Annotated in this window: 12 protein-coding genes, 1 other RNA gene and 1 pseudogene; 5 read left to right on the top strand and 9 right to left on the bottom strand. The window is 70.1% G+C overall.

From position 1 onward, the window contains the following. Positions 1-221: 221 nt before the first annotated feature. Positions 222-494, bottom strand: a pseudogene (locus ACFYQA_RS38295) (hypothetical protein); the annotation flags it as partial. A 198-nt stretch (positions 495-692) separates the two neighbouring features. Here ACFYQA_RS38295 and ACFYQA_RS38300 point away from each other — a divergent pair. Further along, the gene (locus tag ACFYQA_RS38300; protein WP_388928269.1) at positions 693-1,922 is read left to right on the top strand and encodes a sensor histidine kinase; all 1,230 of its coding nucleotides are present in this window, start codon (positions 693-695) and stop codon (positions 1,920-1,922) included. Positions 1,923-2,080: 158 nt separating this feature from the next. On the opposite strand, the gene ssrA is transcribed toward ACFYQA_RS38300, so the two are convergent. The 5 genes from ssrA to ftsE form a co-directional block, all read right to left on the bottom strand. Continuing rightward, positions 2,081-2,483, bottom strand: a transfer-messenger RNA (tmRNA) gene (ssrA, locus tag ACFYQA_RS38305). Between the two features lie 137 nt (positions 2,484-2,620). Then, positions 2,621-3,100 (bottom strand): SsrA-binding protein SmpB, encoded by a 480-nt coding sequence (gene smpB, locus ACFYQA_RS38310; protein WP_388928272.1) that lies wholly within the window; start codon positions 3,098-3,100, stop codon positions 2,621-2,623. Between the two features lie 70 nt (positions 3,101-3,170). Next, a complete protein-coding gene (locus ACFYQA_RS38315) occupies positions 3,171-4,334 on the bottom strand; it encodes a S41 family peptidase (RefSeq protein ID WP_388928274.1) in 1,164 nt (387 codons plus the stop codon). Positions 4,335-4,401: 67 nt separating this feature from the next. Beyond that, the gene (ftsX, locus tag ACFYQA_RS38320) at positions 4,402-5,319 is read right to left on the bottom strand and encodes a permease-like cell division protein FtsX (protein ID WP_388928277.1); all 918 of its coding nucleotides are present in this window, start codon (positions 5,317-5,319) and stop codon (positions 4,402-4,404) included. A gap of 29 nt (positions 5,320-5,348) precedes the next feature. Next, complete coding sequence (gene ftsE / locus ACFYQA_RS38325; RefSeq protein WP_388928280.1) at positions 5,349-6,038, bottom strand: cell division ATP-binding protein FtsE; 690 nt, start codon at positions 6,036-6,038, stop codon at positions 5,349-5,351. A gap of 230 nt (positions 6,039-6,268) precedes the next feature. Between ftsE and ACFYQA_RS38330 the strand changes: the two genes are divergently transcribed. Beyond that, on the top strand, positions 6,269-6,460 hold the full coding sequence (locus ACFYQA_RS38330; protein ID WP_388928282.1) for a hypothetical protein: 192 nt from the start codon (positions 6,269-6,271) through the stop codon (positions 6,458-6,460). A gap of 185 nt (positions 6,461-6,645) precedes the next feature. Here the strand turns inward: ACFYQA_RS38330 and ACFYQA_RS38335 are convergent, their stop codons facing one another. From ACFYQA_RS38335 to ACFYQA_RS38345, 3 genes are all read right to left on the bottom strand, one after another. Continuing rightward, a complete protein-coding gene (locus tag ACFYQA_RS38335; protein ID WP_388928285.1) occupies positions 6,646-7,233 on the bottom strand; it encodes a hypothetical protein in 588 nt (195 codons plus the stop codon). A gap of 308 nt (positions 7,234-7,541) precedes the next feature. Then, positions 7,542-8,648, bottom strand: coding sequence for a peptide chain release factor 2 (gene prfB / locus ACFYQA_RS38340; protein ID WP_388928288.1), 1,107 nt, complete (start codon positions 8,646-8,648; stop codon positions 7,542-7,544). Positions 8,649-8,793: 145 nt separating this feature from the next. Further along, positions 8,794-10,044 carry a serine/threonine-protein kinase gene (locus tag ACFYQA_RS38345; RefSeq protein ID WP_388928291.1) on the bottom strand — a complete coding sequence of 417 codons (1,251 nt, stop codon included), beginning with the start codon at positions 10,042-10,044 and terminating at the stop codon, positions 8,794-8,796. Between the two features lie 326 nt (positions 10,045-10,370). Here ACFYQA_RS38345 and ruvC point away from each other — a divergent pair, with 326 nt between their 5' ends. The 3 genes from ruvC to ACFYQA_RS38360 form a co-directional block, all read left to right on the top strand. Beyond that, on the top strand, positions 10,371-11,021 hold the full coding sequence (gene ruvC / locus ACFYQA_RS38350; RefSeq protein WP_388928294.1) for a crossover junction endodeoxyribonuclease RuvC: 651 nt from the start codon (positions 10,371-10,373) through the stop codon (positions 11,019-11,021). Continuing rightward, positions 11,018-11,623: a Holliday junction branch migration protein RuvA gene (ruvA, locus tag ACFYQA_RS38355; protein ID WP_388928297.1), complete on the top strand. Its 606-nt coding sequence runs from the start codon at positions 11,018-11,020 to the stop codon at positions 11,621-11,623. Before ruvC ends, ruvA begins: the two co-directional genes overlap by 4 nt. A 76-nt stretch (positions 11,624-11,699) precedes the next feature. Further along, on the top strand, positions 11,700-12,116 hold a 417-nt coding region (locus ACFYQA_RS38360; RefSeq protein ID WP_388928300.1), incomplete at its 3' end, for an AAA family ATPase.

Genomic DNA, 12,116 nt, shown 5'->3' on the forward strand with positions numbered 1-12,116 from the left:
CCCTCAACGCATTCCAGATCACCTTCGAGGGCCGGCTCACCCCGGCCAGCAACTGAACCTCAACAACCAAGATCAGCCGTTAACTTGACACACCCGCCACCGGGCTGCCCACCAGGCACCCGATCCGCCGGGAACGTCCCGCTTCGCGGGACGCTCCCGAAAACCAGGATCAACCCCTACGAACCAGCCCCGCCGGGCTTGACGAAACAGATAGGGGCACCCTCCCGCTCGAAACGGAGCGGGCCGGCCGCCAGCTCGGTGGTGAGGGATCCGTCCTTGTTCACCCAGGTGGTGGAGGTCTCGGTCCGCTCGGACAGTGCCTCGACCCGCTTCCCGCTCAGCCGGGCCGCGACCTTCGCCGAGGGGATGTCCGCGGCGGTGACGGGACCCTCGGGCGCCGGTTTACCGACCGCTTGCCGGCTCTTGTCACGTTCGACGGCCACCACCTGGCCGGTGGTGGCGACCACCACGGCCGTCTCCGCCGCGAGCACCATGGCGGTCAAAACCGCGATCCGGGGCAGCAGCCGTCTGCGCCGCTGCAAGACGACGGCCGGCCCCTCCCACTCGTCGGTGGACCGTATTCGCTCCGACACTTCTGGTGTCCTCCTGCTGTTGTGAACATGGTCAAACCGTGTTCAAAGCAGGAGTGCCGCAGGGGAAGAAGTGAAGATTTCACCCTCTGCGGGAAACATGTGAAAATCATAAAGACCCAGGTCATCACCACCCCCAGCCTCCAGGCCACTCAGGACCGGGACGATCGGGGCAGGGTCGGGGAGACGATGCGGAGCGGGGAAGTGGGGAGTGAGACGGCTCCACCGGGAGCGCGGGTCGCCCTCGGCACACTGATCGTGCTGGTGTTCGGATCGCTCGCGCTGACAGCGCTGGACATGGCCTCTTCGTCGACCAGCAGACGCGCGATGGCGACCGGGCTCATCGTGCTGGTGCTGATGCCCGCCGTCCTGCTCGGGCAGTACGCTCCACCGCCCTACCGACTGCCGTATCGCTCGAGGTGGGTACTGCTGCTGGTGCAGGCCGTGCTCACCTACCTGCCGCTGGTGCTCTTCCACTACCGGTGGCTGAGCCTGCTCGGCTTCCTGGCCGGCGCCGTGCTGCTCACGCTGCCGCCCACCACCTCTCTTCCGCTCGCGCTGCTCGTCGGCGCCAGCGGGCCGCTGCTGATCCGCACGGGAGTGATCGACACCGACCGGGGTTCACCGGCCGTTCTGCTGAGTACGGCGATCACGGCGAGCACGGTCTTCGCGGTCGCCCACCTCGCCCTGCTCTCCGCCCGTCTGCACGGCAGCAGGGAACAGACGGCCCGGCTCACCGAGCAGCGCACCCGGGCACGGATGCGGCAGGATCTGCACGATCTGGTGGGCACGTCGCTGGTGGTCATCGCGATGCGGGGGGAGAGCGCTCTGCGGGCGGACGTTCCCGAAGGGTCCGCCCGGGCGGTGCTCACGGAGGTCGTGGAGCTCGCCCGGCGGACGCATGAGGACGTGCGACGCATCAGCGGCCCCGAGGTGGCCTTCTCCCTGGCCGACGAGTTCGCCCACGCCCAGCGGCTCCTCACCGCTTCCGGGATAGCGGTGCACACCTCCCTGCCACCGCTCATCGAGCCGGGTGGCGCGGTGGCGGACTGTCTGCGGTCGGTGCTGCACGAGGCGGTGGGCAATGTGCTGGAGCACAGCCGTGCCCGGATCTGCGAGATCGAACTCTGTGCCGGGGTCGACGACATCCGGCTGACCGTCCGCAACGACGGCGTCGCCGCCGTCTCGGCGTCTCCCCGCACTCCGCCGGCCGGGCGTCGCGGTACGGGCCTGGCCGGGCTCAGGGGCCGGGCCGTCGCACTGGGCGGCACCCTGCACGCCGGGCCGAAGGACCGGGAGTTCTCGGTGACGGCGGTCCTGCCGACGGGCTGACGCAGCCGCACCGCGACGACAAAGGACTGCTCCTCTTAAGGGCGGTCGCCGTCCTCCACTCCCCGGGGCTCAGGCCTCGCGTGCGGCCCATGGGAAGGTCAGCCGCGCATGACAAAAGCCCCGCCGCTGATGCGACGGGGCCTGTGCCCACATGGGAATTGTGGAGATGGCGGGAATCGAACCCGCGTCCAACGGTGCGGAATCAGGGCTTCTCCGTGTGCAGTCCGCTGTGCTTTTCTCAGCCCCGGAGATCACGCGGACAAGTCTCCGACGGGCTCAGTCACTGTTGGATTTCCCTCTTCACCCCGTGACCGGGATCAAGGTTTAGTTCCCTAAATGATGCCAGGAACCGGGTCGGGAACACCCCCGGGCTGACACTCCCTCTAGTAGGAGAGCCGCTGCTCGCTACCTGAAGATCAGGCAGCGAGGGCGAGCTCGCCCTGGGAGATGGATCGCTTGGAATTGGCGATTATTTTTTCGGCCTGTGGTTTACGAGATCATGGCCGCTTCCTCGACACGCTTCCCCTGCTTCGACAGCCGCTGTCGAAACCGATCATCCCCATGTTTTTTTCTCAAGGTACGCACCCGCTGTGAGGTGCTGTCGCCATCGTACGTGACCAACGCGGTTCGGTGCCAGCGTATTCCCGCACGACGGCTCCGAGGACTCCGGGACGGGCCGGGAGCCGCTCGGACAGGCCCTACGCCTGCTGCTTGCGGCGGACCGCCGAGACCGCCCGATCCGTCTCCCGCCGGTCCTGCTTCTCGCGGAGCGTCTGGCGCTTGTCGTACTCCTTCTTGCCCTTCGCCAGCGCGATCTCCACCTTCGCGCGGCCGTCCTTGAAGTACAGGGCGAGCGGCACGATGGTGTGCCCCGTCTCCTGGGACTTGGACTCCAGCTTGTCGATCTCCGCGCGGTGCAGCAGCAGCTTGCGCTTGCGCCGCGCGCTGTGGTTGGTCCAGGTGCCCTGGCTGTACTCGGGGACGTGCACGTTGTGCAGCCACGCCTCGTTGCCGTCCAGCTGGACGAAGCCGTCCGCCAGCGACGCCCTGCCCTGGCGCAACGACTTCACCTCGGTCCCGGTGAGGACCAGGCCGGCCTCGTAGGTGTCGATGATGAGGTAGTCGTGCCGCGCCTTCTTGTTCTGCGCGATCATCTTGCGCCCTTTTTCCTTAGCCATAGTGCCGCCCATTTTGGCACTAAGGAGGGGGTTGGCGAAAAGCCGATTCCGGAGGCAGGGTGAAGTCGCGCTAGCGGCCGAGGCCGGCGAGGATCGTGCCCGCCTGCTGGAGTGCCCGTTTCTCGGCTTCCAGGTCGGGGGTGATGCCCTGGCCGTCGACTTTCCGGCCGGACGGGGTGCGGTAGTGGCCCACGGTCAGTTCGGCGACCGAGCCGTCGGGCAGTCGGCTGGGCATCTGCACGGAGCCCTTGCCGAAGGTGCGGGAGCCCACGACGACCGCCCGTCCGCGGTCCTGGAGGGCACCGGTGAGCAGTTCGGCCGCGCTCATCGTCCCGCCGTCGACGAGCACGACCAGAGGTCTGGCGGTGTCGCCGCCGGGCTCGGCGTGCAGGGCCCGCTGCTCGCCCTCGACGTCGTACGTGGCGACCAGGCCGCCGTCGAGGAGGGCGGAGGCCGCGGTGACCGCCTCGGCGACCAGTCCGCCGGAGTTGCCGCGCAGGTCGAGGACGATGCCCGCGCCGGCCGGGGCCTGGCGCACGGCGGTCCGGACCTCGTCGCCGGAGCCCTTGGTGAAGGCGGCGACCTTGACTACGGTGATCTTGCCGGGGAGTTCGTCGACGGTCACGGTGTCGCGGGAGAGCCGGGCCCGGCGCAGGGTCTCGCTCCAGGCGCGCGTACCGCGCTCCAGGCCGAGACGGACGGTGGTGCCGGCGGATTCGTCGGTGTCGTCACCGCGCAATAACGAGACGACCTCGGTGACGGGCCGCCCGTCGACCGTCGCGCCGTCGACGCTGCGCAGCCGGTCGCCCACACGGATACCGGCGTCGGCGGCGGGGGTGCCGCTGCCCACCTCGGCCACCTCTATGCGGCCGCCCCGTTCCCGGGCCCACAGGCCCACGCCGGTGTACCTGCCGTCGAGGGCGTCCACGAATTCCTCGTACTCGCCCGGGGAGTAGACAGCTCCCCACCGGTCCCCGCTGCGGCTGACGGCGCGCTGCGCGGCCTCCACTGGAGACGTGCCGGCGGCCATGGCCGCCTCTGCCGCCTCGGCGACCTCGGCGTGACGTCCGACGGGGGCGGCCGCCTGGGTGCTGCCCGCGGCGGGCTTCCCGTCGACCGGTCCGGGCAGGCTGCCGGTGACCGCGCCGGCCACGAGGACGCCGGTGAACACCAAGGTCAGGGCGCCCCCTCGGCGGATCCGACGGGGCTCGCAGAACAGGGCACGACCTGACATGCCGGTGAGTCTAGGACAACGCGAAGGGGCGCACGGCCGCTTGACCGTACGCCCCTTTTGGCAAGAGTCACACCTTCAAGTACTTGCGCAGCGCGAAGAAAGCGGCCAGGGCCGGCATCAGCAGACTGGTGGCGAGAATCAGCGGAAGCTTCGTCAGCACCGCGTCCCAGCCGATGAAGTTGATCAGGTTCAGCTTCTCCGACAGCGCCAGTCCGGCGTCGATGATGAAGTACCGGCCGACCAGCAGGAATCCGCAGGCGAGGGTGCCGCCGATGAGTCCGGCGACCGCTGCTTCGGCGATGAACGGCGCCTGGATGTAGAAGCCCGAGGCGCCGACCAGCCGCATGATCCCGGTCTCACGCCGACGGCTGAACGCCGAGACGCGCACCGTGTTGACGATCAGCATGAGGGCAACGACCAGCATCAGCGCCATCACCGCGCGGGCGGCCCAGTTCATGCCGTTCAGCAGCCCGAAGAGGTTGTCCAGGATGCCCTTCTGGTCCTGCACGGACTGCACCCCGTCACGCCCGTCGAAAGCGGTCGCGACGACCTGGTACTTCTCCGGGTCCTTGAGCTTGATCCGGTACGACTCCTGCATCTGGTCCGGCGTGAGGGAGCTGGCCAGCGGGGAGTCGCCGAACTGCTCCTTGTAGTGCTTGTACGCCGTGTCCTGGGACTCGTAGGTGATCGAGTCGACGACCGTCATCTTCTCCAGGTCGCCCTTGATCTGCCCCTTCTGGTCCTCGGTCACCGCCCCCTTGGCGCAGTTGGGGTCGGACTCGGCGTCGTTCTTGTTGCACAGGAAGACGGAGACGTTGACCTTGTCGTACCAGTAGCCCTTCATGCTGGTGACCTGGTCGCTCAGCAGGAGCGAGGCACCGAACAGGGCGAGCGACAGGGCGACGGAGACGACGACGGCGAAGGTCATCGTCAGATTGCGGCGGAGACCGACACCGATCTCCGACAGAACGAACTGGGCGCGCATGGCGTGGGGTTAAGCCTTTCCGTTCCTCGTCAGTGCTGGTAGCCGTAGACGCCGCGTGCCTGGTCACGGACGAGGCGGCCCTTCTCCAGCTCGATGACGCGCTTGCGCATCTGGTCCACGATGTTCTGGTCGTGCGTCGCCATCAGCACGGTGGTGCCCGTCCGGTTGATCCGGTCGAGCAGCTTCATGATGCCCACCGAGGTCTGCGGGTCGAGGTTGCCGGTGGGCTCGTCGCAGATGAGCAGCTTGGGCCGGTTGACGAAGGCCCGCGCGATGGCGACGCGCTGCTGCTCACCGCCGGAGAGCTCACCGGGCCTCCGGTCCTCCTTGCCGCCGAGCCCGACGAGGTCGAGCACCTGCGGCACGGACTTGCGGATCTCGCCACGGGACTTGCCGATGACCTCCTGCGCGAAGGCGACGTTCTCGGCGACCGTCTTGTTGGGCAGCAGGCGGAAGTCCTGGAACACCGTCCCCAGCTGGCGCCGGATCTGCGGCACCTTCCAGTTGGAGACGCGCGCGAGGTCCTTGCCCAGGACGTGCACCTGCCCGGTGCTGACCCGCTCCTCGCGGAGGATCAGCCGCAGGAAGGTGGACTTGCCGGAGCCCGAGGACCCCACGAGGAACACGAACTCGCCCTTCTCGACCTCCAGGGAGACATCCCGGAGGGCTGGGCTGTTCTGTTTGGGGTAGGCCTTGGAGACGTTGTCGAATCGGATCACGGGTGCACCACGGGTCGCCGGGGGTAGATGTGCGTGACCTTACGCGAACCCGAAGGCCGATCGCAGTCACCGGCCCGGGTTGCGTAACACTTGCGCGCTATATACCGGATGTGCGGGCAGGACACAGGGGGTCGCGCCGATTGCCGCGGAACCTGGCACAGTGGTAGAGGGAACGTTCGCGTGGTCGTGGGCGTTGTACTGACCGAAACCGGTGTGAGGAGGGTGAGCGCATGACGTATGACCGGCTGGTGTGCGCCAACTGCGCCGCACCCGTGAACGAGGGCCGGTGCCCGGTGTGCCGCGCGAACCGTGAGCGGCTGCAGCAGGTGAACTTCTTCACGAGTCTGAACCCGACGGCGCTGATCGCGCTGCTGGTGGTGCTGGTCGCGGCGGTGGCGCTGCTCGCCCACCAGACCGTCTGAAGGCGCGGAGCGCCCGGGCCACAGGGGCACCCGGACCGCAGGGGCACCCGGACCACGGGACTCGTACGGCACGGCTCCCGCACGGAGCGGACAGGAACGCCCGAGGGGCCCGGAGCAGCGAACACGCTCCGGGCCCCTCGACCTGTCTCCTGCCGCGCGTACGGTACGTACGCGTGCCGTCACCGTCAGGCGGCAGCGGCTCCACGGTTGCCCATGAGGCGCGGCAGCACGCGGAAGCCGATGCCACCGGCGATCATCGTGGCGGCGCCGATCACCAGGAAGGTGATCTCGGCGGCACCGGTCTCGGCCAGCTCCTTGCCGTTGCCCTGGGCCGACGGAGCGGGCGCGTCGCCCGTGTCGGTGAGGGCCGAGGAGCCCTCCTCCTGGGCTGAGGGGCCGGCACCGCCGGCCGGGTCGGCGGCGTTGCCGCCGCCACCGTTGCCGTTGCCGCCACCCGGGGTGGTCGGGGCCTCGGTGGGCTCCTCCACAGGGTCCTCGCCGCCCGGCTCCCCGGGGTCGGTGGGAACCTCAGGATCGGTGGGAACCTCAGGGTCCGTCGGAACCTCGGGGTCGGTCGGAATCTCAGGATCGGTGGGAACCTCAGGGTCCGTCGGAACCTCGGGGTCCTCGCCGCACTCCGGATCGACGACGATGTCACAGGGCGGGTCGCCGGGGTCGGCCTGCGCGACACCCGTCACCATCAGCGACGCACCCGCGGCGATCACAGCGCCGGCCGCGATGCGTGCGACGCGAATCCGCGTCTTCTTCGTCATATGCGTGCTACCCCCAGTAGCTGATCGTCAATGAGGCTGCGCTCGGGGCCGTGATCAACGGGGATAACTGCGATGAAACGCCCCCCGGTTCACATGCGCCCCGGAGATACGCATGCCGATCCTCACCTTTCCCACTTTTCAAATGAACGTCAAGGCCGTTGCGTACGCGATGTCCACGTAAGCGCGCTTTGCCGAGAGTGGAAGCTGTGATTGTGATGTAAAAGCCCGGCATCCCCGACGCACGAAAGGCAACTGCCGCCCCTGGGGCGGCAGTTGCCTTGTCGACAAAGCGCTGTTCGCGCGCGGGGTTACTTCTCCCGCTGCTTGCGCCAGCGAATTCCGGCCTCCAGGAAGCCCTCGATCTCGCCGTTGAACACGGCCTCGGGGTTACCCACTTCCTGCTCCGTGCGCAGGTCCTTGACCATCTGGTAAGGGTGCAGCACGTACGAACGCATCTGGTTGCCCCAGGAGTTGCCGCCGTCACCCTTGAGGGCGTTCATCTTGGCCTGCTCCTCCTGGCGGCGCCGCTCCAGCAGCTTGGCCTGGAGGACGTTCATCGCGGTGGCCTTGTTCTGGATCTGCGAGCGCTCGTTCTGGCAGGAGACCACGATGCCGGTGGGGAGGTGGGTGAGGCGCACCGCGGAGTCGGTGGTGTTCACGCCCTGGCCGCCGGGACCGGACGACCGGTACACGTCCACCCGCAGCTCGGACTCGTCGATCTCGATGTGGTCGGTCTGCTCGACGACGGGGAGCACCTCGACGCCCGCGAACGAGGTCTGGCGCCGGCCCTGGTTGTCGAAGGGCGAGATGCGCACCAGCCGGTGGGTGCCCTGCTCGACCGAGAGGGTTCCATAGGCGTACGGCGCCAGCACCGCGAAGGTGGTCGACTTAATGCCGGCCTCCTCCGCGTACGACGTCTCGTAGATCTCGGTCTTGTAGCCGTGCTGCTCCGCCCAGCGCAGGTACATGCGCTGGAGCTTCTCCGCGAAGTCGGCGGCGTCGACGCCACCGGCCTCCGCGCGGATGTTGACGAGCGCCTCACGCGCGTCGTACTCGCCGGAGAGAAGGGTGCGGACCTCCATCTCGTCGAGCGCCTTTCGGACACTGGCCAGCTCGGACTCGGCCTCCGCGCGGGTGTCCGGGTCGTCCTCCTCCTCGGCCATCTCGAAGAGCACGGCGAGATCGTCGATCCGCCCTCGCAGCGTCTCCGCCTTCCTGACCTCGGCCTGGAGGTGGGAGAGCTTGCTGGTGATCTTCTGCGCCGCATCCGGGTCGTCCCACAGGGACGGAGCGGCCGCCTGCTCCTCGAGCACGGCGATGTCTGCCCTCAGTTTGTCGAGGTCCAGAACGACCTCGATCGACTCCATGGTCGAGGAGAGGGACTTGAGCTCTTCGGAAACATCGACGACTGCCACACCCCCAGCGTAACGGCTCGTCCGGGCGTACCACGCCGGACGCCCGCCCCCCGGGGCCTGTCGCGGGCGTCGGGGCAGGTCGGGGCGGGCGGGGTACGGCGGGGCTCCGGCCAGGGGCGGGGCTCGGCGAGGGCCGTGGCCGGGGTCAGGGAACGGCGGGGGCCGAGTTGTTCGAGTCGCGCGGGTCCGCTCCCGGCTCGTCGTCCGAGGCGGCCAGCCAGGCGCCCGCGCCGATGGCGGCCAGCAGGGTCACCGTCAGCGCGGCCAGGGTCAGCCGGCGCCGGCGGGCCACCGCGCGATTGCGGGCCGACCCGGGACGGCGGGCGCCGCTCGCGCGGGGCGCGCGGGCCGTGCCGCGGGCGCCTCCGGCCAGCTCGTCGGGGCCCGGCACACGCATCGACGTGTGGGTGTCCCGGTTGGAGTCGGTCGGTTTCGCTCCCGGTACCAGCGGGACCGCGCCGCGCCGCCGCGCGGGCTCCCGGGCGGCCGGCGCCGGACCGGAGGGCAGGGTGTCCTCGCCCTCCCGCTCCACCGGCTCGGCGTCCGGCTCGTCCACGTCCAGCGGCGGCATCCCCGCCAGGAGTGGCAGCAGCTCCCGCAGCCGGTCCGCGAGCTCCGAGGCCCGCAGTCGCGAGGCCGGCGCCTTGGCCAGGCACTGCACGAGCAGTTGCCACAGCTCGTCGGGGATGCCGGGGAGCGGGACGACCGACTCGGTGACATGGCGGCGCAGCACCGCTCCCGGGTGTCCCCCGCCGAACGGCGTGAAGCCCGCGAGCAGCTCGTACAGGACCGTGGCGAGCGCGTAGATGTCGACCGACGCGCGCGGCGGCAGGCCCTCCACGATCTCCGGCGCCAGGTAGTCCGGCGTCCCGATGATCTTCGTGGCGCGGGTGCGGCGCGGGGTGTCGATGAGCTTGGCCACCCCGAAGTCGGTCAGCAGCGCACGGTGCGAGCCGCCGGGACCGACCGGGCCCTGCATGTCCAGCAGGATGTTCTCCGGCTTGACGTCCCGGTGCACGACCCCCGCGGCGTGCGCCGCCGCCAGCCCGTCCGCGACGTCGGCGACGATCGCCACGGCGGCTTCCGGGGCGAGCCTGCGCTCGCGGTCGAGGCGGGTGCGCAGATCCGTACCGCGGACCAGGTCCATGACCAGCGCGAGATCGTTGCCGTCGACCACCAGGTCGCGCACCGAGACGATGTGCGGATGCTCCAGACCGAGCAGCGCCGTCCGCTCCTGCACGAAGCGTCCGACGAGCTCCTGGTCCGAGGAGAGGTCCTCGCGCAGCAGCTTGACGGCGACGGGCCCGTCCGGCCCCTCGCCGAGCCACACCGTACCGGCGCTGCCCCGTCCGAGGATCTGGTGGGCGGTGTACCGGCTGCCGATCTTCCGTGCCAAGACTGCTCCTACCGACGCGTGTTGCCGCCAAAGCTACGCGCCCCGGAAGCCAACCTTCACCGGGGATCCGGAAATCACCCGCCGGGTGTCGACAAATCAGCAAACCGGCCGGACATGCCGCGGGGGGGGGGGGGGGGGGGGGGGGGGGGGGGGGGGGGGGCCCCCCCCCCCCCCCCCCCCCGCCGCTCCTGTCAGTGGCAGCCGATAGCCTGGCACACGTCAAGGATCACCGTCCGCCGGACCGCAACCAGCAATTGAGGAACCCCGACGGCGATCGACCAGGTCCGCGAGAGCGGCGGCGGATCAGCCGAGAAGAGGGGTGCAGGGTGCGTGTACTGGGGGTGGACCCGGGACTGACGAGATGCGGTGTCGGGGTGGTCGAAGGGGTCGCGGGGCGACCGCTGACCATGCTCGGTGTGGGCATCGTGCGCACGTCCGCCGACGCCGACCTCGGTCACCGTCTCGTCGCCGTCGAGCAGGGCCTCGAGCAGTGGCTGGACGAGTACCGGCCGGAGTTCGTCGCCGTCGAGCGCGTCTTCAGCCAGCACAACGTCCGTACGGTGATGGGCACCGCCCAGGCGAGCGCCGTCGCCCTGCTGTGCGCCTCCCGCCGAGGGATTCCCGTCGTCCTGCACACCCCCAGTGAGGTCAAGGCGGCCGTGACCGGTTCCGGGCGCGCTGACAAGGCCCAGGTCGGTGCGATGGTCACCCGGCTGCTGCGGCTCGACGCGCCCCCGAAGCCCGCCGACGCGGCAGACGCCCTCGCCCTCGCCATCTGCCACATCTGGCGGGCCCCCGCGCAGAACCGGCTCCAGCAGGCCGCCGCTCTGCACGCCTCGCGCACCGCACCGCGCACCGCCCCCCGCACGACCACTGCGCGCACGGCCGCCTCGAGGGCGTCCGGCCCGAGAACACCCACAGCACCGATCCCCTCACCGAACCCATCACCCGGCCCATCGAAGGGGCGCACCGCATGATCGCCTTCGTCAGCGGCACGATCGCCGCGCTCGCACCCGACGCCGCGGTCGTCGAGGTCGGCGGCGTCGGCATGGCCGTCCAGTGCACGCCGAACACGCTGTCCACGCTGCGGGTCGGCCGAATCGCCCGGCTCGCCACCTCCCTCGTCGTACGCGAGGACTCGCTCACCCTCTACGGCTTCGCGGACGACGACGAGCGGCAGACCTTCGAACTGCTGCAGACCGCCAGCGGCGTCGGCCCCCGCCTGGCCCAGGCGATGCTGGCCGTGCACGCCCCGGACGCGCTGCGCCGGGCCGTCGCGACCGCCGACGAGAAGGCGCTCACCGCCGTCCCCGGTATCGGCAAGAAGGGCGCCCAGAAGCTGCTCCTGGAGCTGAAGGACCGCCTCGGCGCGCCGGTGGGCACGGCGACCGCCGCGAGCCCCGCCACCGCCGGCTGGCGCGATCAGCTGCACGCCGCCCTGATCGGCCTCGGCTACGCGACGCGCGAGGCCGACGAGGCCGTCACCGCCGTCACCCCCCAGGCCGAGGCGGCCGGGGGCACACCCCAGGTGGGCGCGCTGCTGAAGGCGGCCCTGCAGACCCTGAACCGCGCCCGCTAGCCCGTACCGCCGCCCCTTCCCCATAAGGGCCCCCACCCCTCGTACCGCCCCGCCCCACCCGGCTAGGAGACTTTCAGTGAACTGGGACGACACGACCGACCCCGCTGCCGCCGAGCGGCTGGTGGGATCTGTCGCCGACGGGGAGGACCAGGCCGTCGAGGCCGCCCTGCGCCCCAAGGACCTGGACGAGTTCATCGGCCAGGAGAAGGTCCGCGAGCAGCTCGACCTCGTGCTGCGCGCCGCACGCGCGCGCGGCGCCACCGCCGACCACGTGCTGCTCTCCGGCGCCCCCGGCCTCGGCAAGACCACCCTCTCCATGATCATCGCGGCCGAGATGGAAGCCCCCATCCGCATCACCTCGGGACCGGCCATCCAGCACGCGGGCGACCTGGCCGCGATCCTGTCCTCCCTCCAGGAGGGTGAGGTCCTCTTCCTCGACGAGATCCACCGCATGTCCCGGCCCGCCGAGGAGATGCTCTACATGGCGATGGAG

The organism is Streptomyces sp. NPDC005774 (assembly GCF_042871645.1).
In the GTDB taxonomy this organism is placed as follows: Bacteria; Actinomycetota; Actinomycetes; order Streptomycetales; family Streptomycetaceae; genus Streptomyces; species Streptomyces pratens.

Bases quoted from the DNA above. Each gene is read 5' to 3' on its own strand.
- smpB (WP_388928272.1), bottom strand. From the start codon at position 3,100: ATGGCTAAGGAAAAAGGGCGCAAGATGATCGCGCAGAACAAGAAGGCG.
- ACFYQA_RS38315 (WP_388928274.1), bottom strand. From the start codon at position 4,334: ATGTCAGGTCGTGCCCTGTTCTGCGAGCCCCGTCGGATCCGCCGAGGG.
- ftsX (WP_388928277.1), bottom strand. From the start codon at position 5,319: ATGCGCGCCCAGTTCGTTCTGTCGGAGATCGGTGTCGGTCTCCGCCGC.
- ACFYQA_RS38330 (WP_388928282.1), top strand. From the start codon at position 6,269: ATGACGTATGACCGGCTGGTGTGCGCCAACTGCGCCGCACCCGTGAAC.
- ACFYQA_RS38335 (WP_388928285.1), bottom strand. From the start codon at position 7,233: ATGACGAAGAAGACGCGGATTCGCGTCGCACGCATCGCGGCCGGCGCT.
- ruvA (WP_388928297.1), top strand. From the start codon at position 11,018: ATGATCGCCTTCGTCAGCGGCACGATCGCCGCGCTCGCACCCGACGCC.